Source organism: Mesorhizobium sp. Root102 (genome assembly GCF_001425625.1).
GTDB lineage: Bacteria > Pseudomonadota > Alphaproteobacteria > Rhizobiales > Rhizobiaceae > Mesorhizobium.
The window spans coordinates 28,794-50,392 of sequence record NZ_LMCP01000019.1; the positions used below are offsets into that span (position 1 = coordinate 28,794).

General features: G+C 58.9%; 20 protein-coding genes and 1 pseudogene. 19 read left to right on the forward strand and 2 right to left on the reverse strand.

Annotation, left to right across the window (positions count from 1 at the left end):
- Positions 1 to 11 precede the first annotated feature (11 nt).
- The 8 genes from ASD12_RS17230 to ASD12_RS17260 all read left to right on the forward strand — a co-directional run bounded on the left by ASD12_RS17230 (position 12) and on the right by ASD12_RS17260 (position 6,603).
- Entirely contained in the window at positions 12 to 986 is a 975-nt protein-coding gene (locus ASD12_RS17230) for a HupE/UreJ family protein (RefSeq protein ID WP_244482875.1), read from the forward strand.
- A gap of 13 nt (positions 987 to 999) precedes the next feature.
- On the forward strand, positions 1,000 to 2,964 hold the full coding sequence (locus ASD12_RS17235) for a DUF3604 domain-containing protein (protein WP_056588519.1): 1,965 nt from the start codon (positions 1,000 to 1,002) through the stop codon (positions 2,962 to 2,964).
- A gap of 11 nt (positions 2,965 to 2,975) precedes the next feature.
- The gene (locus tag ASD12_RS34180; protein ID WP_156398607.1) at positions 2,976 to 3,113 is read left to right on the forward strand and encodes a hypothetical protein; all 138 of its coding nucleotides are present in this window, start codon (positions 2,976 to 2,978) and stop codon (positions 3,111 to 3,113) included.
- A complete protein-coding gene (locus ASD12_RS17240; protein ID WP_082525493.1) occupies positions 3,110 to 3,586 on the forward strand; it encodes a hypothetical protein in 477 nt (158 codons plus the stop codon). Before ASD12_RS34180 ends, ASD12_RS17240 begins: the two co-directional genes overlap by 4 nt.
- A gap of 121 nt (positions 3,587 to 3,707) precedes the next feature.
- A complete protein-coding gene (locus ASD12_RS17245; protein WP_056588525.1) occupies positions 3,708 to 4,217 on the forward strand; it encodes a hypothetical protein in 510 nt (169 codons plus the stop codon).
- A gap of 370 nt (positions 4,218 to 4,587) precedes the next feature.
- Positions 4,588 to 5,523, forward strand: coding sequence for a glycine betaine ABC transporter substrate-binding protein (locus tag ASD12_RS17250; protein WP_348271724.1), 936 nt, complete (start codon positions 4,588 to 4,590; stop codon positions 5,521 to 5,523).
- A gap of 107 nt (positions 5,524 to 5,630) precedes the next feature.
- Positions 5,631 to 6,251, forward strand: a complete 621-nt coding sequence (locus ASD12_RS17255; RefSeq protein ID WP_244482876.1) for a L,D-transpeptidase — start codon at positions 5,631 to 5,633, stop codon at positions 6,249 to 6,251.
- Between the two features lie 25 nt (positions 6,252 to 6,276).
- Complete coding sequence (locus ASD12_RS17260; RefSeq protein ID WP_056588533.1) at positions 6,277 to 6,603, forward strand: hypothetical protein; 327 nt, start codon at positions 6,277 to 6,279, stop codon at positions 6,601 to 6,603.
- A 148-nt stretch (positions 6,604 to 6,751) separates the two neighbouring features.
- Here ASD12_RS17260 and ASD12_RS17265 read toward each other — a convergent pair whose 3' ends face one another.
- Positions 6,752 to 7,399, reverse strand: a complete 648-nt coding sequence (locus ASD12_RS17265; RefSeq protein WP_056588535.1) for a MarC family protein — start codon at positions 7,397 to 7,399, stop codon at positions 6,752 to 6,754.
- Between the two features lie 436 nt (positions 7,400 to 7,835).
- Here ASD12_RS17265 and ASD12_RS17270 point away from each other — a divergent pair, with 436 nt between their 5' ends.
- The 10 genes from ASD12_RS17270 (at position 7,836) to ASD12_RS17315 (ending at position 20,146) form a co-directional block, all read left to right on the forward strand.
- Positions 7,836 to 8,960: an HlyD family secretion protein gene (locus ASD12_RS17270; protein WP_156398608.1), complete on the forward strand. Its 1,125-nt coding sequence runs from the start codon at positions 7,836 to 7,838 to the stop codon at positions 8,958 to 8,960.
- Positions 8,950 to 9,984 carry a DUF2955 domain-containing protein gene (locus tag ASD12_RS17275; RefSeq protein ID WP_056588538.1) on the forward strand — a complete coding sequence of 345 codons (1,035 nt, stop codon included), beginning with the start codon at positions 8,950 to 8,952 and terminating at the stop codon, positions 9,982 to 9,984. The genes ASD12_RS17270 and ASD12_RS17275 overlap by 11 nt, the downstream gene beginning before the upstream one ends.
- Positions 9,985 to 10,393: 409 nt before the next feature.
- Positions 10,394 to 11,752, forward strand: coding sequence for a DUF3300 domain-containing protein (locus tag ASD12_RS17280; RefSeq protein ID WP_056588542.1), 1,359 nt, complete (start codon positions 10,394 to 10,396; stop codon positions 11,750 to 11,752).
- Positions 11,753 to 11,828: 76 nt separating this feature from the next.
- Positions 11,829 to 12,734 (forward strand): DUF2950 domain-containing protein, encoded by a 906-nt coding sequence (locus ASD12_RS17285; protein WP_244482877.1) that lies wholly within the window; start codon positions 11,829 to 11,831, stop codon positions 12,732 to 12,734.
- A gap of 60 nt (positions 12,735 to 12,794) precedes the next feature.
- Positions 12,795 to 14,138 (forward strand): FAD-binding oxidoreductase, encoded by a 1,344-nt coding sequence (locus ASD12_RS17290; RefSeq protein WP_056588548.1) that lies wholly within the window; start codon positions 12,795 to 12,797, stop codon positions 14,136 to 14,138.
- A 75-nt stretch (positions 14,139 to 14,213) separates the two neighbouring features.
- Positions 14,214 to 14,477: a hypothetical protein gene (locus ASD12_RS17295; protein WP_056588550.1), complete on the forward strand. Its 264-nt coding sequence runs from the start codon at positions 14,214 to 14,216 to the stop codon at positions 14,475 to 14,477.
- A 260-nt stretch (positions 14,478 to 14,737) separates the two neighbouring features.
- Positions 14,738 to 15,994, forward strand: a complete 1,257-nt coding sequence (locus tag ASD12_RS17300) for an alpha/beta hydrolase (protein ID WP_156398610.1) — start codon at positions 14,738 to 14,740, stop codon at positions 15,992 to 15,994.
- A gap of 152 nt (positions 15,995 to 16,146) precedes the next feature.
- A complete protein-coding gene (locus ASD12_RS17305) occupies positions 16,147 to 17,157 on the forward strand; it encodes a DUF4105 domain-containing protein (protein WP_056588555.1) in 1,011 nt (336 codons plus the stop codon).
- Between the two features lie 144 nt (positions 17,158 to 17,301).
- Entirely contained in the window at positions 17,302 to 18,552 is a 1,251-nt protein-coding gene (gltS, locus tag ASD12_RS17310; RefSeq protein WP_056588557.1) for a sodium/glutamate symporter, read from the forward strand.
- A 277-nt stretch (positions 18,553 to 18,829) separates the two neighbouring features.
- Positions 18,830 to 20,146 carry a hypothetical protein gene (locus ASD12_RS17315; protein ID WP_056588558.1) on the forward strand — a complete coding sequence of 439 codons (1,317 nt, stop codon included), beginning with the start codon at positions 18,830 to 18,832 and terminating at the stop codon, positions 20,144 to 20,146.
- A 396-nt stretch (positions 20,147 to 20,542) separates the two neighbouring features.
- Here the strand turns inward: ASD12_RS17315 and ASD12_RS17320 are convergent, their stop codons facing one another.
- Complete coding sequence (locus ASD12_RS17320) at positions 20,543 to 20,833, reverse strand: hypothetical protein (RefSeq protein ID WP_056588597.1); 291 nt, start codon at positions 20,831 to 20,833, stop codon at positions 20,543 to 20,545.
- A 621-nt stretch (positions 20,834 to 21,454) separates the two neighbouring features.
- Here ASD12_RS17320 and ASD12_RS33230 point away from each other — a divergent pair.
- Positions 21,455 to 21,589: pseudogene (locus ASD12_RS33230) on the forward strand (ATP-binding cassette domain-containing protein); the annotation flags it as partial.
- Positions 21,590 to 21,599: the final 10 nt, after the last annotated feature.

Genomic DNA, 21,599 nt, shown 5'->3' on the forward strand with positions numbered 1-21,599 from the left:
TTCGGCTGGTCGTGCTGACAGCGGCCATTGCTGCGCTGTTCTGCGAAGTTGCCTATTCCCACGAGGTGCGCCCGGCATATCTTAGCCTTAAGGAGGAGGCGCCGAACGAGTTCAGCGTTCTGTTCAAAACGCCGATGCAGGGCGATGCGCGATTGGTGCTGTCGGCACTCTTTTCCGGCAAGATCGAGACGGTGACGCCGATCATCTCGCATCCGACCGGGGATGCCATGGTGCAGACTTGGCGCATGCGCACCCTGGAGCCGCTCGCAGGCCAGAACGTTGTGATCGAGGGGTTGCAGAACACCATGACCGACGCGCTGGTTCACGTGTTGTTCGCGAATGGCAACAGCTGGACGGCCCGTCTCACACCCAGCGAACCGTCGGCAGTCATCCCGGCGTCGCAGAGCGCCTGGGCGGTGTTCGCCACGTACGTCCGCCACGGAATCGAGCACATCGCCTTCGGCTTCGACCACCTGCTGTTCGTTTGCGGGCTGATGCTGATCGTGCGCGACTGGCGCAAGCTGGTGAAAGCGATCACCGCCTTCACGGCTGCCCACTCGATCACCTTGAGCTGCGCCACGCTGGGATGGGTGACGCTGCCATCGCGGCCGGTGGAGTCGATGATCGCCATCAGCATCGTCATGGTCGCTGCCGAGGTCGTGCGCATGGAGCGCGGACAGCTCAGCCTGGCCATTGTGAGGCCGTGGATCGTGGCCTTCGCCTTCGGCCTGCTGCATGGCTTCGGCTTTGCCGGCGCGCTGGTCGAACTTGGCCTGCCGCAGGGCGACATTCCGCTGGCGCTGCTGGCCTTCAATGTCGGCGTCGAGCTCGGGCAACTGGCCTTCATCGCCGTCTTGCTGACCGCGGTTTATTCGGTGATGCGGTTCGTCATGATCCCGCGCCAGGCGATTGTCGCATCGGCCTATGCCATCGGGATCGTTGCGGCATTCTGGAGCGTCCAGCGGCTGGACGCGATGTTTTCATAGGAGGAAGAAGTTCATGAGCATCTATCATCTGAGAGAAGCTCTTCTTCGGAGCGCCACGGTCGCGGGCTTGTTATTGGCGACTTGCCCGGCCTGGACGCAGGAGGTCGTGAACACCGATGTCGGCGACATCGACCAGGCAACCATCGCAAAGGTCTTTCCGACAAAACGGCCCTACTCACCTTATGCCGGACGCAATTTCCCGACGCGGCCGCTATTTGGCGACACGCATTTGCACACGGCCCTGTCCTTCGACGCCGGGGCGGCCGGCGCTAGGCTGGGACCGCGCGAGGCCTACAAATTTGCGAAGGGCGAGGAGGTCATTTCCTCGACCGGACAGCCGGCCAAGCTGTCGCGTCCGCTCGACTTCCTGGTCGTCGCGGATCACTCCGACAATATGGGATGGTTCACCGACTTTATGGCCGGAAAGCCGGAGATCCTGCAGAACGCGCAGGCCCGTGAATGGTATGACATGATACAGTCGGGGCACGCCGGGGAAGCGGCGTGGTCCATCGTGATGACCTTTTCGCAAGGCAAATTTCCGCCCGATATCATCTACCAACCGGGCAATCCCGCCTATCGGTCGGTGTGGCAGAGCATTATCTCGGCAGCCGAAGAAGCCAACGATCCGGGGCACTTCACCGCTTTCATCGGCTACGAATGGACGTCGCTGTCCAAGGGCAACAATCTCCACCGCAATGTCATCTTCCGCGATGGTGCCGAAAAGGCCGGTCTCATCGAGCCATACACGACGCAACCGCCCGTCGGAAGCAACAACCCGCGTGACCTGTGGAAATGGTTGAAGAACTATCAGGACAAGACCGGCGGCGACGTGCTTGCCATCGCCCACAATGGCAATCTGAGCAATGGCGAGATGTTCCCGATCATCGAGCCTGTCACCGGCAAGGAGATCGATCGCGAATACGCCGAGCAGCGCGCGCGCTGGGAGGTGCTTTACGAGACCACCCAGATGAAGGGCGACGGTGAGAGCCACCCCTTTCTTTCTCCCAATGACGAATTCGCCAATTTCGAGAAATGGGACAAGGGCAATCTTGACCTCAGCGTGAAGAAGACGCCGGACATGCTGGAGTTCGAGTATACGCGCTCGGCGCTCAAGAACGGGCTGAAGCTGGAAGCCAAGCTGGGGGTCAATCCCTACAAATTCGGCCTGGTCGGCAGCACCGATTCGCACACGGGCCTCGCTACGGCCGACGACGACAACTTTTTCGGCAAGATCTCGACCGCCGAGCCGAGCCCAGAGCGCTGGTCGCACCCATTCATGACGAACCCCAAGCTCGGGCTCAAGATCATGGGTTGGGAGACGACCGCGTCGGGCTACGCCGCCGTCTGGGCGCAGGAGAACACACGCGCCTCGATTTTCGACGCTATGAAGCGGCGCGAGACCTATGCCACGACCGGGCCGCGCATGGCGGTCCGCTTCTTCGGCGGCTTCGATTTCGTGGAAGCCGACGCCAACTCCCGCAGCCCGGCGATCGCCGGCTACACCAAGGGCGTGCCGATGGGCGGCGATCTCACTCAGGCGCCAGCCGGCAAGGTGCCGACCTTCCTCGTCGCTGCGCTAAAGGATCCGATCGGTGCCAATCTCGACCGCTATCAGATCGTCAAGGGTTGGCTCGACGCTGCCGGTGAGGTGCATGAACAGGTCTACGATGTCGCATGGTCAGGCGACCGCAAGCCGGGCACCGACGGCAAGCTCCCGCCCGTCGGCAATACCGTTGACGTGCCCAACGCCACCTGGACCAACACGATCGGAGCACCAGAACTTGTCGCCGTGTGGAAGGACCCGGATTTCGACCCGTCCCAGCGGGCCTTCTACTATGGCCGCGTCATTGAGATCCCGACGCCGCGCTGGCCCGCCTATGATGCGAAGTACTTTGGCATCAAGATGTCGCCGGATGTGACCATGACGACACAGGAGCGAGCCTACACATCACCGATCTGGTATACTCCCGCCGGCTAAGGAAACGCTGATTGGCAGGCGGATCGCGCGCCGCCTGCCAACGACGCTGGTTCAGAGCCTTTGTCGGCGGCGCCAACGAACTCGGCGTGGCGAGCTTGGCTATGATCGTGTCTGGCTGCTGCAACTGCTCGAAGGGCGCCACGCAGTGAAGAACAATAACGTCTGCTACATTATGTTGATGGTCGTTGAGACTGCTGCGGCAACGTTCTTATATCTGACGATTTTCCCGATCTTCCGGCAAGTGATCACCCAATTGGGAGAACCACAGGACATCAGCCCCTATCAGCAGGCCGCGGTGGCTTGTGGTCCGCTCGTTCTGCAAGCTTGCTACTGGGTCAGGTTTCGCTGGGTTGCGGTCCCCGCACCGTTTCGCAATGCCTTTGTGAGGCACCTGTTCCTGTTTGCCAGCCGGGTCAGCTTTTTCTTTGGCGGCGCTTTGTTTTCGGTTTTCTTTTTCCGCCACGTGCCGGAACTCGATCAATTTCCTTCTGTCATTCAAGGAGCAGTCAAGCTGTTGGAAGTCCTGCTGGTTCTGTTCAGCCTGTTTTGCTATTCGCTCGAAATAGAACGGTTGGGCAGAGCAAGGGAAGACCATTCCGCCGTATCAGGTCGCGGCAGATAATTCAGGCCAACCAAATCCAGTCCTTGGCAAGTTGCCGTCGGCGGCGTTGTCTGCACGTCAAAGTTTCGGCTTGAGACAATTTCCAGGTGTCTGGAACAATTTTGGATCGGCAACGTTCCATTTGGTTAATGACGACGTTCGCATACGGGTAGATATTGCCAGCGGCGAGGACGCGATCGTGAGATTCCTGTCAGGCATAGCGACCTCCGTTGTCGCAACATTTGGACTTATGAGTGCTGTTCCAGTTGATGCCGCACCGGTCTTCGTGCCCAGGGCGCAAAACGCGCAGTCTGATGTCATCCAAATTCGGGATGGCTGGTATAGGGGCTATCGCGGCCACCGCCACCACCGGCACAGCGACTTCTGGGCCCCCGGCGGCGCTTTTGTTGCCGGAGCGTTGCTTGGTAGCGTGATCGCCAACAACAACGGCTACTATGGTGGGTATTACCGAGGCGGTGACTACTACGGAGATCCGTATTATGGCGATCCCTACTACGGCGATCGGTATTATGCCGATCCGTATTACCACGACCGGTATTATGCAGACCGCTATTACGGCAATGGGTATCACTCAGACAGGTCCTATCGCCCATGCTCGCCCAGGGAAGCGGATACCGGTAACTGTTACTAGCGATCGTGGTCATGGGTAGGGCGCCGCCCTTTGACCGATTTTCTATGTGATCGACACAGCTCGATATTAAGCCGCGGATGCGTGTCCGGCCTTTAGTGGCTTTCCGTGGGGAGATTCGACCGTGCTTCGAACGACCTCGCAGTCAGAAAATTACCCTGCCCTCCACGTAACTTACGTTCCGCTACCGGCTCGGTCCGGTAGTCTCGGGACAACGCGAACCAATAAACGGGATAGAACGCCGGCTGGCAGACAAAAGCGGTCTCGGCGGTGGTGTGCCGGTTCGTGACAGATCGGGAGTCTTCTGGTCGCCGCCGCGTTCATCGCAGGGAGGGAGAAAATGGACAGTCGATTCCGGCGATATCGGCTGAGAGTGTCGCTGGCGGCACTGACGATGCTGGCGTTACATGGCCGGTGCCTTGCGGCGGACCTCCTCATTGCAATGCCGAACTGGCCCTCTGGCCAGGCGGCGGCCAACATCATCAAGTACGGCATCAAGGAAAAACTCGATCTGGACGCCGACGTGCGCGAGATGGGATCCATGACCGCATTCGCCGGAATGGATGCCGGGGAGGTCGACGTCTATCCGGAAGTCTGGCTTCCCAATCTCGTTTCACTTGTCAAAAAATACGTCGACGGGCGCAAGACCGTGGACCTCAGCCCCAAGGGTGTGTCGGCGACGCAGGGCATCTGTGTGACGCGCGAGACGGCTGACAAATATGGCGTCAAGGACATTTCAGATCTGGCCGATCCGAAAAAAGCGGCCGTGTTCGATACCGACGGCGATGGCAAGGGCGAAATGTGGATTGGCGCGCTGGGCTGGTCGTCGACGAGCATCGAGAAGATCCGGGCCAAGAGCTACGGCTATGAAAAGACGATGACGCTCCTTCAAATGCCGGAGGACATGGCAATGGCAGCAGTCGATGCGGCCGCGGCGACGGGACAACCGATGGCATTCTACTGCTATAGCCCGCACCATATGTTCAAGCTCCATGACATCGTCCAATTGACCGAGCCGAAATATGATCCCGCCAAGTGGCATATCGTGATGCCGAGCGACGACCCTGACTGGCTTACGAAATCCGAGGCGCCGGTGGCATGGGACGCATCGCATTTCTACATCGGCTTCGCATCCTCGACGGCCAAGCGCCTGCCGAAAGTGGCGGCCTTCATCTCCCATGTCGACTTCACACCGGAGGAGGTCACCGAGATGAGCTACGCATTGCAGGTCGATCGGCAGGATCCCGCCAAGTTCGCGCAGGCCTGGGTTGCAAAGCATCAAGACCGGCTCACCGCCTGGTCTAAGTAGAGACAGGGACGACCATGACCTCTTCGCTCGCAAACCGGTCCGTCACTTCGAAAAGCAATGATCCCAGAATGGCTGCCCGCTGCCTCGTTCTTGGCGCAGCGCTTGTCATGACCGCGATCGGCGCGACGTTGGCGTATGCCGCTCAGACGCAGGTATTCGATCCGCAGACGCATAAGTGGGTCGATTACGACAAGACGAAAGCACGAAAATACTACGCCGCCCATAAAGAGGTGCCCGAGGCATTTCGCCCGCAGACGGTCAAGTTCCGCACCGCGGAGGCGCCCGGTACGATCATCATCGATGGCAACAAGCATTTTCTCTACCTTGTGCAGTCAGGTCAGCAGGCCATGCGCTACGGCATCGGCGTCGGTCGGGAAGGGTTTGGATGGGCCGGTATCGTGCGCGTCGGCCGCATGGCGGAATGGCCGACCTGGACGCCCCCGGCCGAAATGGTCGCTCGTGATCCGAACGCGGCCAAATATGCGGCAGGCATGCCGGGAGGTCCCGACAATCCGCTCGGCGCCAGGGCGCTCTATCTCTACGAGGGCGATCAAGACACGATCTACCGGATACACGGCACGCCGGAGCCCTGGACGATCGGACTCGACGTGTCATCAGGGTGCATCCGGATGCGGAACGACGACATCACCGACTTCGCTTCCCGCGTCGAAGTCGGCGCCAAGGTCATCGTTCTCATGCAGGGGGCGGCCCTTTACAAGGGCGTTTGAAGCGGCATTCGGAGAGGGACAAGCAATGTCGGCAAAACATGCAGTGAAAAGTTCGATCCTGGTTGCAGCTCTTGGATTCATGGCGCAGAGTTTGAGCGCCTGCGTCAGCACGCCGCCGCCTGCTCCGGAGCAGATGTCGAGGACGCAGGTAGAGACGGCCCCGGCGGATTTGCAGCTTCTTTGCGCCAACGCGGTCGCCAAGTCGAGCGGCGTCGACAGCTCCAAGATACTTCCGATCTCGTCGAGCAAGATCGATTCCAAAACTTACCAAGTCGAGCTCGATGCCGGCGGCAAGAAGACAAGCTGCCTCGTGGACACAGACGGCGCCGTCAAATCCGTTGAGCCCATCTGATCCGCCGGGCGTCACCTCATCTGGGCTCGGCTCTCAGCGGCGCATGAAACTCTTTATGCAGCGCGTCAGCGGCCGAGGTGTTAGCGACCTTGAGTAAGTCGCTGCGTATTGAGTATTTGCGTCAAGATCCAATGGCACGATCACGAAATCAATGTGCAGCGCTCGCGGTGATGATCCCCAGATTGACCAATCCGCTAACGACCAATTGGACGGCCACCGCGGTCAGCAGGATGCCGAAGACAACCTCCGAGACGATAAGACTCGCCGGCTTCATTCGCTTCGCCAGCGCATCGATATTGGTGAACACAAGATAGTCAAATGCGGCGACGAGCAAGATGAGCCCCGCAACGAGTGCTGCACTTGCAACCGAGACAACTTCGCCCGAGGCAATGATAATGACCGTGATACCGATGGGGTTGAGCAAGTAGGGAATAGCAAGGGGAAAAATTGCCATCTTTTCCGGATCCTCCGGCAATGCCAAATCCTCCCCGTGCTTTTCGGTAGGTCCAGATGCCATCTTGATTGCGAGAAGCGCCAGGATAATGCCGCCAGCGATAGCAACCGCACCGCCGGTGATATGCAGCAATCGCATCAGCAGGGCGCCAGTGGCAAAAAGGATCATAGCCGTGACAAGAGCCGCCAAAACCATCTGGCGGCCAATCTTGACCTTGGTTTCGGCGTCGAACTTCTGGGTCTTTTCCAGAAATGGCACCAGCGCGATCTTCGGTCCCATGCCAATCAGCAGAAGCAGGAGAAGTTTTGTCACCAGAGCGAAATCAATGACTGCGAAATCCATCGGAAATCCCCCTCAGCCTGCCTTGAACAACTGTCGACTATCGGAGACGGGTTGTCTAGCAAATCGGGGAAAACCTGCCGCCAGCACAAGCCGGAGCATCCAAAAACGCGCTGGAATGGCACCTGTCTAAACGGCTCCATATTCCACGATGCTAGCGCTCGTTCGGCTCTGATTTGAGGGAATTGCCGGTCGCGAAAAAATTGGCCGTTGTTACCACGTAAATAACACCCCAGTTGGCTGGAACGGTCAAAAGACTGTGTATAATGTGGAGGCGCTGAGGGCGCTTACGCAATGAAAACCGAGCCACCGGTAGGTCATGAATACTCGCGCCTGCGCGCCGGGTTCCGCATAGCGGCTTGCCTGGGCTGAAGACTCTAGGGAAGCAAGCATCCGTCGGCGGCGCGATGCCCGCTTGGTCTGACAGGGAGAAGATGCCATGGCGTCCGAGGCAACCGGGATCTCTCAAGATAACACCGCTGAGGGCCCGGATAAGCAAGCCAGGAAGGGAAACCCGCTGCGCAGAGTCGCGCTGGCCGTGCTGCTGCTGGCTTGCCTGCTGTTCGTGCTGGCGGTCTTCATGGAAAGGCGCACGCCTTCTTCATCGCAGGCGACGGTCAGCGCCTATGTCGTCGGCATTGCGCCGGAGGTCACCGGCCGGGTCATCGAAGTGGGCGTGGCTGACAACAGCGGCGTGAAGCCTGGGCAGATGCTGTTTCGTATCGATCCGCAGCAATACCAACTGGCCGTCGCGGAGGCCGAAGCACGGCTTGCCCGGGTGGGTCAGACAATCGGCGCTTCGACAGCCTCCGTCGAGGCCGTCCAGGCACGCCTCGTGGAAGCAAGGGCAATTCGCGACAACGTCCAGGACCAAGCCAGCCGGGCCATGGAACTCGTCAAGCGCGGCGTCTATGCCAAGGCGAAGTACGATGAGGCGAAGGCGGCGGTGGACCAGGCAAATGCCGCGGTCGTCGCTGCAGAAGCGGATCTCAAGCAGGCGCAGGAAGAACTTGGCCCATCAGGCGCCGACAATCCGCAACTGAAAGAGTCGCTCGCCGCGCTTGAACGAGCGCAGCTTGATCTCTTGCGCACGACGGTTCTGGCGCCGGCGGAGGGCGTCGTCACCAACCTGCAGCTTTCCGTCGGAGGCGTTGTCAGCGCCGGCCAGAGCGCCATGACCTTCATCGACGTCGGCACGGTATGGATCACCGCGGCGTTCAAGGAAAACAGCCTCGAGAACGTCGCCGCCGGCAACCGCGCGGACGTGTTGTTCGACCTCTTGCCCGGCCAGGTTTTTGGCGCGACGGTCGAGAGCGTCGGGATGGGCGTGGCCCAGGGAAGTGTCGACCCCAAGACCGGGTTGCCGAAGATCTCCACCGAAAGCGGATGGGTGAGAACGCCACAGAGCTTTCCGGTCCGCCTGATCCTCGACGAAGGCAGGCCAAAGGGTGTGCGCTACGGGTCGCAGGTGAACGTGGTGATCTATACCGGTGACAATCCGGTGACCAACGCGGTCGGCCGCATCTGGATGCGCGTCTTGTCGATCCTGACCTATGTCAGCTGACGGCGACCTTGCGCTCGCCAATGCCAGGCGCAAGGGTCTGCGCATCGCGCTGGCCGTAGCCGTCGGCTTCACGTGGTCGGTTCTGTCAGGGGTGGTCATCCCCTTTCTGGGACCATTGTTCGCGGCGCAGTTTCTGATCTCCAGTTCCCGCCCGCTGCAGCTGAAACAGGCAATGGGAATGGTGATCCTCATTGTTGTCGCCGGCGCACTTCTGCAGGCCGTAACGGTGCTGACAGGCGATCGGCCACCAGTCCTGTTGCTGCTGCTCGGGCTCGTCTATTTCGTCTGTTTCTACCTGCAGGCGAACGGCAAGGGCGGCGGGGCGATCTTTCTTGTCCTGGTGGTCGCCGTGATGGTGCCGTTGCTGACCGTGCTCAACCGCGATCTCGGCGATTCCATCTTGTCGATCCTCGCACAGGGCGTGGTCAGTGGAGCGATCCTGATGTGGATTGCCCATGCGGTCATACCCGACCGGGGCAGCGCCGAGACTCAAGCTCCGGCTCCTCCTGCAAACCCTCGCGCTGCGCGCTATGCCGCCGCCAATGCCGCCATTCTGCTGATCGCCGTGCTCGCTTGCCTGACGCGGGACGGCCTTGCCACGGCGATCGTCATCCCGATCACCGTCGCATCGCTGCTGTCGCAGCTCGATGTCATCGCAAGTGCAAGGGCGGCGTTCGGCCTCGTCATGGTCAATCTCCTTGGAGGCGTGGTTGCATCCTTTGCGTTCGCATTGCTACAGGTCCATCCCACGACTCCCACGCTGTTTGTCCTGGTGCTACTCGCCGGCCTGGTGTTTGGCGGCCGCGCGGCGCTGAGCAATCCTGCCGCCAGACTCTATGCAGGTGCGCTGACGATCTTCCTCATCCTGTTTGGAACCGGCGTCTCGCCGTTGCCGGCATCGGCGGCGGAATCCTTCGCCACGCGGGTCAACTACATACTGCTGGCCATCGCCTATACGATCTTCATGACGGCGTTACTTTGGCCGGGACCGAGGCGCAGCGCTGAAGACAGGGTGACGTCATGAAGCGCTTGTAACCGCTCGGGCGTTGCGTCCTTTCCATTTCATCCAGGCCTCGTCTTAGCGGTATTCCGTTTCACCGAAGCAACTGAGCAAAGGCCTAGCCGATCGCCATCGAAATCTCCGGCGGGATGCTTGCTTCGACGCCCAATAATTTCTCATGGTTCGGATCCGGCGGCCATCTGCGCCGCGCCCTCGAACACTGTTATTTGACGGAGACATTCGATCCGAAAGATGGCCCCGACGTCGACTGATCTGCTGGCAGGGTCTCTCAGTTCTGCACGTAGCATACAGTTACTTACCTTCCGCATCGGCAGGCAATGCGTCAACGTAACGCCAAGGCAAGAAACATTCGCCCGGACTCGGCGACAGAACATCGCTGACCACCAGGTTCACATGCCTTGGAGGGACGACAATGGAGATCAGGTTTCCGCACTGGCCCGTTGGCACAGTGGCCATAATGGCGTTCTTGATGTGCTCCGGTCCTACCTCTTTCGCGATTGCGCAGGATCAAGCTGCTGCTACTGCTAGCCCAGCGGCCACCCAAGCTCCCGAACCGCTCGACGAGGATGAACTCGAAGTTCTGGTAGCGCGGATCGCGCTCTACCCCGATGAACTTGTCGCGGTCATTTCCGAAGCGTCGCTTTATCCATTGCAGATCGTGGAAGCGAGCCGGTTTTTGGATCAGGTCGCGAAGAAGCCAGGCCTGAAAGCGAAGGAAAGCTGGGACGGCAGCGTCATCTCACTGCTCAACTATCCCGACATCGTCAAAATGATGAGCGACGATCTGGAGTGGACCCAGTCGCTTGGCGACGCACTGACGTATCAGCAAAAAGATGTTCTGGTCGCCATACAGCAGTTGCGCGACACGGCTGTCGCCAAAGGCGTGATCAAGTCCGATGACAAGATCAAGGTTGTCGAGGAGAACGACAATGTCGTCATCAGGTCCGCTAGCTCGGACAAGGTCTATGTTCCACGGTATGAGCCTGAGATGCTCTATGCCACCGACTATCCGGTTGCTCCGATCTCCTATTATCCAGACCCCTACCCAAGTTATTATTATCCCACTGCGCCCTATTTCGCGGCCTTCGTGACTGGCGCCGTCTGGGCAGCGGCGGTGGACTGGAATGGTGGGGGTGTGTGGGGAGGGCGCTGGAACGGCAACGATATCGATATCGACTGCAACAACTGCTTCAACAACATAAACGGCAAGGTCAATTTCAACGACGTCGACTGGAAAAACGTCGACCGTTCGAAATTAAATTTCGACAAAAACCAATTCGCCAACATCGACAAAACGGGCATCGGCAATCGCGTTAAAACGAACGATCGCAATAATATGCGCGACAAGGCATCCGAATTGAGGAGAGGCCAGATCAGCGCGCTGCCGGGGAATTCGGCGAAGGTGAAAGACATCCGCCAACGCCAAATCAGAGAGGGTTTGAAAGCCCGGCCCCCGGCGTCACGGCCGGATTTCAAAAGGCCAACCAACACCAAGCCAATTGCGTCGGCGCGAAACAATGACCGTTCTGCGGTCAGGGCGCCTGGGAAAATCAATCGTCCGGTCGGCAAGCCGAGGCCCGCAGCGAGAGTGGACAACAGACCGAGGAATCCGTCGGGTCTTGGCAACGTCAGTTCCGGAAAACGTCAGCAGATAGCTTCCAACCGCGGTGCGAGGAGCATGGGAGGCGGAATTCGCAGCGGTGGCGGCGGCGGCCACAAGATGATCAGACAGGGTGGTGGCAGGCAGGGCAGTGGCGGGCGCAGGCGTTGATAAGTTTGGCGAGAGGAAAACCGACATGAAAACGTCCGTGCGGAGTCTTGTTCTACGTTCGCTGCTCGGTGCCGGAATGATCTTGAGCATTGGGGCGGGCTCCGCAAATCTTGCCGGCGCGCAGGAGGTGCACAGCCTCTCGGACTACGTGGCCAAGAAAGATCCGCCGCTTTTCGATGATCCCTCGGCGGCGGTGGAGGCGTTCAAATCGGTCCTGGCGAAGGACGATTTCGATGGACTGGCGGCACTGCTTGGACTGGATGCCGCGAAGCTGCGGACAAGCGAAGGCGTGATGGATACCTACGCGCAGATCCGGCAAGGCGCTGCGAAGACGGTGATCGTGCGCGATCTTGGCGACCGCAAGGAACTCAATATTGGCGACAAGCTATGGACGCTGCCATTCCCGATCACCAAGGGTAAGGAGGGCAAATGGGCCTTCGATACCCAGGCTGGCATCGAAGAGATCATCAACCGGCGCGTCGGCGAAAATGAGATCGCGGCAATCGAAACGGTTCGCGCCTACGTGGACGCCCAACGTGACTACGCGGCAGAAGACCGCGATGGCGATGGCGTGCTGGAATACGCCCAGAAGCTGATCAGCAGCGAAGGCCAGGCCGACGGACTGTATTGGCCGTCCGATGAAGACTATGGCGTCAGTCCCTCAGGCGACTTCATCAACCAGGCTGCTCTCGACAAGGCGAAGAAAGGCAATGGCTATTTTGGCTATCGCTTCCGCATCCTGACCGGCCAAGGCAAGAACATCGCCGGGGGCGCTTACGACTATGTCATCAACGGCAACATGATCGCCGGTTTCGCGCTTTTGGCCTGGCCTGTGAAGTATGCGGAAACGGGTGTCAAAACCTTCGCGGTCAATCAGCAAGGCATTGTCTATGAGGCCGACCTGGGTCCAAAAACGGAGGCTGTGGCTGGCGCGATAAAGCGATTCAATCCCGGAGACAAATGGCAGCTGACAGGTGACTAGCTTCAATTCGAAACCTTACGTCCTGTCGCCAGTCCCAACCTCGCGGCCAGAGGCCATGTCATGATCAACCAGAACTGGTGGTTCACGACCTTACTGACCAAGCAGTTCAAATATTGCCCGCCCTTGAATCGGTCGATCAAGTGCGACGTGCTGATCGTTGGCGGAGGAATGAGCGGCATGAGTGCGGCGGTGGAATTCCTGCAAAAGGGGTTCAGCGTCGTCCTGATCGAAAAGAATATCGTTGGCGGGAGTTCTTCGGGCCGCAGTGCCGGCTTCTTGACCCCGGACAGCGAACTGGAATTGCACCAACTGGTTCGCAGATACGGAACCGATGCCGCGCGGGAAATATGGGAGATGCCCTGTCGAGGAATTGATCGCGTCGTGCAAGCCATCAAGAAGAACGACGTTGAATGCGGGTTGCTCGAACAGGATTCGCTCTTTCTAGGCCTTGGCAAGGGTGGCAAGGAGGCAGTCGTATCGGAAAGGGAATGCAGAGAGAGCGTAGGGTTTACGGACCAGAGAACCTACGATGAGAGCGAGCTAAAGGGCATTCTCGGTGCCGAGGGATTTACCGCAGGCATTCGGTACACCGGAACTTACGGGATCAACCCGCTGCTGTGCTTGCAGGGTTTCAAGGACATCCTTATCGATCATGGCATGCAGGTCTTTGAGAGCACCGAGATGGTGCGGATTGAGGACCACACGGCTTACACGCATGGCGGCAGCGTCACGGCGGACCGCATCATAATCGCGGTCGATAAGCTGGACAGATCCGTCAGTCCCCTGGCCGGGGAAATCTTTCATGCCCAGACGTTCATGAGCGTCACCGAACCCTTGACGGACAGGGAACTCGGCCTGCTGTTCCCGGGCGGAAAACAGATGCAGTGCTGGGATTCCAAGCTCGTCTATTCCTACTTCAGATTGACAGGAGACAACCGGCTTTTGTTGGGAGGCGGAAGCGCCCTAACCACTTTTCTTCCAGGCGCCTACAATGGCCATTCAGTCATCCGTAAAGTGATCAAGGAATTCAAAGAGCATTTCCCATTCCTGAGGGATTTGAACTTTAATCAATTCTGGCCCGGCCTCATCGATACGTCCCGGGATTTGCTTCCCATCATCGTGAAGCCACCGGCACAGCCACACCTGCAGTTCATTCTTGGCATTGTTGGGCTGCCTTGGGCTGCTTTCTCCGGCAGTTTTGCCGCCAGAAACATTCTGGGCGAAGCCGCGGAAGATTACGAAAAGTACTATCCATATTTTTCAAACCGCCGGCACTTTGCCCTTCCCAGCGGATTGGGAAAGATAATCGGCAAGCCAGCGCTTTTTTCTCTCACGAACAGCTGGGCGAAATTCTGGCAGGTTGACGCAAAGCGAAAACCGGTCTCGATGAAGGATGAGTTCTAGCGGCATTTTCTCACTAAGCTGATAATGCGAAATGCAAAAAAAGAGAGGCGGTGTAGGAACGCACCGACATTGCAAATGTGGAAGAGCTTCGTCGTCGCCATCGCTGTTCTTGCCTTGGAGCGTTCGGCCTCGGCCGCCAGCGTGGTTAACAAGGATACCAAGATCCGCACGATGATCGTGACGGAAGGCGGCGGTAAGACGAAGCTGGCACTGCACGCCGGCGAAGCCGTGGAATTCTGCCCGAACGGTTGTTTCGTCACCTGGCCTAGTGGTGACCTTGAGGCCTTGACCGGGTCGGAAACGATCGAGATTTCGGGCGGCATCGCCCGCATCAAGTAAAATCGGCGGCATGAGGCATTTTAACTTAACATTGGACAATTAGCCAACGGTCAAAGCCTGACGAACGTGCCAGCAGTTGCGCAAAACAGAGGATTCCGATACTTCATTTGGCAGTGTGGAGCGGCACGCCCATCAGTCCTCGGGTGCCATTATCGTGGCAATCAGTATCGGCCGATTTTGTCGAGGTTTCACACTTGGGGGGCGTTTTGACAACCGGCGTTATAAGTAAATTAGAAGTCGGGCGTACCACCAACGCATTGCTGGTATTTGCATTGGTCGGCCTGCTTTTCGGCTGCGCGTCCCGCCCGACGAATGTCTTGTTGCCGGTGGCCGATACGTCCGCGTCATCGAGCAAGGTGGAGATGCTGGTGACGACGACCCGCGCTCGCTCTGACAATCCGGCCGAGATGTATACGGGCGAGCGCGGAAGCGCTCCGTCGTTTGCGGACGTTACGGTGTCGATCCCGCCGGCGTCGGTGCGCAAGGTCGGCGAGGTCGCCTGGCCCAAGAAGCTGCCCTCAAACCCTGCAACTGATTTCGCGGTGGTGAAAGCCGAAGAACTAACACGGGATGGCGCGAAGGAATGGCTGCACGCTACTGTCAGGAAGAGCCCGGACCACAGCGCGCTGGTCTTCATCCATGGCTTCAACAACCGCTTCGAAGACTCTCTTTATCGCTTTGCGCAGATCGCTCACGATACGGGCACCGACAGCGCACCGATCCTGGTCACATGGCCTTCCCGAGGCAGCACGCTGGCCTATGGCTACGATCGCGAAAGCACCAACTACACGCGAGATGCGCTCGAGACGCTGTTCCAGTATCTCGCTCACGATCCCGAAGTAAAAGAGGTTTCGATCCTCGCCCATTCGATGGGTAATTGGCTTGCCTTGGAATCCTTGCGCCAGATGGCCATCCGCAATGGCGGACTGCCGGCGAAGTTCAAGAACGTTATGCTGGCCGCACCCGATGTCGATGTCGACGTGTTTCGCACGCAGATTGCCGACATGGGCAAACAGCACCCCCAGTTCACCCTCTTTGTCTCGCAGGACGATCGTGCGCTTGCCTTTTCGCGACGGGTTTGGGGCAACATCCCGCGGCTTGGATCCATCGACCCGGAACAGGCTCCCTACAAGGAAGAACTCGCGAGCAACAACGTAACCGTCATCGACCTGACGAAGGTCAAATCCGGCGACAGTCTGAACCACGGCAAGTTCGCCTCGTCACCGCAGATCGTGCAATTGATTGGGGCGCGGATGGCTGCCGGCCAGACCCTGACCGATAGCAGGGTGGGCCTTGGCGACACCATCGTGCAAGCGACGACCGGTGCAGCATCGGCGGCTGGCAGCGCGGCAGGCTTGGTGATTGCGGCTCCGGTTGCAATGGTCGATCAGAACACCAGGGAAAACTACGGCAATGAGGTCGAGAACCTGACCGGCTCGCAAAGCAGTAAGAAAACGAATGCGGGCAGCAAGAATTGCAACCTGCCCGCGGCATCCACAAAAGGGTGCAGGAAATAGCGGTTCAACGAAGTCAAGGCGGCAGCGAAGCTTATTGATGCCTCATCTCGAAGTTGCTTGAACGTTCCGTGAGAATGGCATTCAGAGGGCAGAGAGCGAGCCACACCTGAAGCGACGCGTCTGCTGTTCCCATCTGGCTGGAAGGGAAATGAATGCATCGCATCGCTCGGATATCGCGCGCCACCTTCCTGTCACTAGCCGTTGCAATTTTGACCGCCTGGGCCGGACTTGCCATGTGGCACCGCCTGCCTGCGGCAGAGGCTGGGCGGGCTGTGGCCTGCGCCCTTTTCATCCTATTTGGCATCGGCACCGTCATTGCCCTCTTCGGCCGTTTTCGCTTCAGGGCGTTCGTCCTGTTTCTGTCTGCGTTCGCTGCGGTTCTGGTTTGGTGGAGCACCATCAAGCCTTTGGGCGACGCCGACTGGGCGCCAGATGTCGCCCGTCAGGTAACCGGCACCCGCGACGGAAACCTGTTGACGCTGAAAGACGTGCGCGACTTCGAATGGCGCAGCGACACCGATTTCACCGAACGTTGGACAAGCCGGACCTACGACCTTTCCACCGTTCAGAGCGTCGACCTCTTCATGTCCTATTGGGCTGGACCGAAAATGGCCCATGTCATCATGAGCTTCGGCTTCTCCGACGGTGAATATCTTGCCTGGTCCATTGAGGTGCGGCGTCGTGTCGGCGGCGAGTTTTCGCCTATAGCGGACCTGTTCAAGAGCAATCCCCTGGTCGTTATCGCGGCCGACGAGCGGGACGTCGTCGGCGTCAGGTCAAATGTTCGGGGAGAGGATGTCCAGATCTATCGCCTGAGAGCGTCGCCGGACGCGGCCCGCGCGCTTCTGCTGGAATACGTCTCGGATGCAAATGCGCTTGCCGCGGCACCTGCGTTCTACAACTCCATCACGACTAATTGCACGACGACGATCGTCAAGATGATGCGAGCGGTCGGTGATCCAATTCCTTTCGACTGGCGCCTCATCGTCAACGGCTATCTGCCCGAATATGCGTACGACCGGGGTGCACTCGACACCCGCTTGCCAGTGTCGACCTTGAGGGAGCTAGCTCACATAGACGACCGTGCGCGGAATTCCGGCCTGTCGCCGGATTTTTCGAGATTGATCCGGGTTGGTGTGCCGTCTCCTCACCTAGGCTATTGATCTCCAAAGGCGTTGCTGGTGGGCGAAGCGCCAAGGAAGGTTGTCTCGCCGATCTCGCATTGGGGGTAAGCTGGTCAAGCAGCGCAGTTGTTTTTTGCATGCCGAGACGTTCAGCCAGAGCGTCGGGACGGGGGAATCGAGCCGATGGCCGCGGACCATGTTGAATTCTCGGAACTTGCAACGCTGATCATTGGTCTGATCGCGTTGGTCGCGGGGACGCGCATCCGTCAAATGGTTCCAGTGCTGAAACGCATCGACATGCCCAACGCCGTGATCGGAGCCATGATAGTGGCTCTGCTGGTTCTTCTGGCTCAGGTCATCTTTGGAGCCGAGGTCGCCTTCGGCACAAAACTCCGCGATCTCCTGTTGCTTGTCTTCTTCACGACGATCGGCCTGTCCGCGAAGTTGAAAGCGCTGCGAGCCGGTGGTCGTCCACTGGTCATCCTCTGCGCGGTGACAGTGCTTCTGCTGGTCTGCCAGAATCTGGTTGGCATCGGTGTCGCTACGGCTTGGGGTGCACCCCCCTTCTACGGGCTCCTTGCCGGGAGCCTTTCCTTCGTTGGTGGGCCAGGAACGGCACTTGCCTGGGCGAAGGAGGCGGAGGCCGTCGGGCTTCAGAACGCGCAAGCGGTCGGAGCCGGCGCGGCGACTTTTGCAGTCATCACCGGCGCACTGGTGTCGGGACCGATTACCGGCTGGCTGATCGGGCGTCACAAACTCTCCCCGGTTGCGGCACCGCAGGCCGAGGTCTCCTTCGCCGAGCCGCAAAAGGAGGCGCCGGCAGCAGTTCAGGAGGATCGCGGGAACCTTGAGAGTATTGTGGCGACCATCCTGATTGTTGCGGTATCGGTCTTTCTTGGCGACAAGCTCAATAGCTGGGCCAAGGACGCAGGATTGTTGCTGCCTGGCTTCCTGTCGGCGATGCTCGCGGGAGTTTTCCTGACGAACCTGGTTGACTGGACTCGCATCCGGCTGGACTTCGAGCCAATTCAAAAGGGCGGCGAGGTCGCTCTGAACCTGTTTCTGGTGCTCAGCCTCATGAGCACAAAGCTGATTGCCGTCGCCGCTATCCTCGGACCACTTTTCGTCAACGTGCTGCTGCAGATCATCGTTATCGTGGCGATTGCCTATTTCATTCTGTTCCGGCTGCTCGGCCGTGACTATGAGGCAGCAGTCACGGTCGGCGGGTTCCTCGGCTTCGGGATATCTTCAATGCCCGTTGCGATGGCCACCATGGACGAGGTGGCGCGCCGTTACGGACCCGCCCCGAAGGCGTTCTTGCTGATCACCTTGGCAGGATCGTTCTTCGTTGATCTTGCCAATGCACTCGTTGCCAAGACATTCCTGACTTTGCCACTTTTCGACATGAAGGCACTGGGCATCGCAGGGCATTGATTTCCGACAAAGGCGGTAGAATGAGCGGCAAGCTGTCGACTGGGCGTAGCGACGCCGCTAGCCGCCCCAAAGCGGACTCGCTATGCTATTGCAAGTTCTGTCGGCCCCATAGGCAGCGGTGATCTTCGCGCGGTTCAAAAGCAACAGGTGAATGCGCATTGGGCGCAACTGGTTTGCTGCTCGTTCAGAGCGAACAACTCGCCCTGCGGAGCAATTTGCACCTGGCGTTGGGCGGCAGTATTGAGGCGCAACCGCAGTCCACCGCAGAGACCCCGCCATGAATGATACTGCCACTACCGATGCGACTGGTCGATCGGACAACGCCGCTGCTGACACGCATCGGAAGGCGCTTGAGGTCAATCTCGACGCAACGAGTTTCGGTTCGTTCGCCGAGATCGGCGCGGGTCAGGAAGTGGCGCGATGGTATCTGCGCGTTGGCGCCGCGTCTGGCACGGTGGCCAAGACCGTCTCAGCCTACGACAAGGAAGTGAGCGACGACCTATACGGCTCCGGAACACGCTACGTGTCCAGGCCGCGGCTCGAGACGATGCTCGATCATGAATGGAAATCGCTTGTGCAACAGATCGGTGACACGCGTGGCAAAGATACGCGCTTGTTTGCTTTCGCCGATACCATCGCCGCCCGCAACTTTGCGGGCACCAACGATTGCCACGGCTGGATCGGCGTCCGCTTTCAGGATCACCCGCGGGCTGAGGCGAGCGACATTCTGCTGCACGTAAACCTTCGCGATAATGCAAACCTGCTTCAGCAGGAGGCGGTGGGCATTCTCGGTGTGAACCTGCTGCATGCGCTGCTGATTGAGCGCGCAGCCCCCGGCGATTTGCCCGCGAGGATGTTCGACAGCCTTGCAAATGATCGCCTCGAAATTGATCAGATCGTGATGCGAGGCCGCGCGTTCGCGGGTTGCGACATGCGCGAACTGCACAAGGCCTTGGCACGCGACGGCAGGGCTGAGGCGGTGACGCTCGACAGTGATGGCGTGGCCGTCGCTGCGAACGAGTTTCTCTATAAGAAGTCTGTGGCCATCGTACCGCTGGCGAGCGACCCGCGCGACGACCTTTCGCCAGAAGCGATTGCGGCGTGCCTGGCAACGCTCCGCCGCGAGGTCGCTGGGAATCCTGAGGTGAAGGATGTCATCGATGTACGCCTGATGGTCGTCGATTCTGATTCCCCGCTGCCTGCAATGGGCAAGGGCGCGGCGATGATGATGCGGCACCGCCAGTTGTACCGCGCCACCGCATTCGTGCGTCGATACACACAGGCGCCTTTGCGTTTTGCCGTGCCGCTGCCTGCGTTGATACGGGTTCTAGACGATGTGAGATACCAGCACCTGGAAGGCCGCCTGCTCGAGGGTATCGCGCGGCTTTTTGGCTCCAACGTACGAGTACTGGCCTATCCATGCCCTCGAGAGGAGTTGCTTCCCCTGCTGGAAACTGAGCTGGGACGCGGATGGGAGGTTGACGATGGCCGGCAATGGATAACTGCCGATCAGTTGCGCCCCGCACCCCCTCTACTGCATCTTTATGAATATCTGCTGGCCAGCGGCTTCCTAGTTGCCATACCTCCCAGCTAGCGATGGTATGTCGTGCAAACTTCTCAACACTCGCCGCTCCGCAACCACATAACACTACCGTCGAATGGGCCATTGTTGTTTAGCAGCGTACTGCTTACCGTGAGGCGTTCGAACAGAGAGCTGCATGAGATGTTGGTGTTCCGGAAATCGAGCAGAAGAAAGCCACAAGAAACGCCTGACAGGCGGCGTAAATCAATTGTTCTTACGAGCATAGCCGAACCATCATTGGTGGTCGTCGTGGAGTCGTCGGCAGAGCACGGGAGCCATGAAGTGTTCGACCGCCTGATCGCCAACGGATTTCACATGACCTTGCACGACGATTGATGCTGCAAATCGACAATTGGGTCCGAATAGCTGCGAAATAAACGCGCCATGCACGAGGGCGTGAAATGATCCTCAAGGAGATCGATTGAAGCTCGGTTCCTCACACCGATAGACGCGGCATTGACCATCGCGCGTCGGGACCGAGGCGGCGGTCGGTACGTCCGGCCAGTCGCATTCGTTGCCAAACTGGCGGACGTATCGATCGTAGGTGTTGCGGCCGGTGGTCAGAACCACCGAGCGATGGCTTTTGATCTGGGCCTGCGTCTGTTCGCAGGTCATCACGCGTGTGTCCGGTCGCGCATCGGCGACGCTCGTGACACAAACTGCTACCCCGGCAAGAAAGGCGATCGACAGACTTTTCACGGCCAACACAACGGAACTCCCGATCGATGAATATGGACCGGTCCTGGAAAACGGCAAGGATATTTCGACCGACGAAATCGCGGGCTGGGAAAGACTCGCGCCAAATATGCGAAGAATAAGCCGATGACCGACAAGCCGGTAACGACTTACGTGGTGAGCGTGTTCGAGAAGCCGCCTGGGGCGACAGCTGGCGTGACGATACGGGAAGATCCTTAATTTTGGTCCACGAAGAATCCAATGAAATCAGTGTTTCTGGTACATCCTCCGGGCCTGCCATGACCATTGATTTCGCAACGAAAAAATGCATCTATTTGAAGCAGTGACGGTACTTTTCGAGGCGGGCTAAGGCGCCGTCGAACGCCGCAAATTGCAAAAATCGCCCGATTGGTCACGATAGTTGGTGAAACCTGAAATATTTTTGCGGCGATTTTCCGTTTAAAATCAAAAGCGCAACTTTTTGACGGTCCATGGGTCGGCGTTGCACGTCTCAAATAAGAAAAAACCCAACTAGATCAATGACCTACCTGGGTTAGAAATAATCGAGTGGGACGCGGGCGAAGCTCGTGACGCGTCCGTCCGTGCCGACGGACACAGTCTACAAGGTGGCGGCATCAAACGCCGGCCCACAAGGCGAAAGAGTATCCAGACCGTCTGTCCGGCGGCCAGCAGCAGCGCGTGGCCATCGTCCGGGCGCTGGCGATGAGCCCGATGATCATGCTGCTTGACGAGATCACCTCGGCGCTTGATCCCGAGCTAAACTAGACCA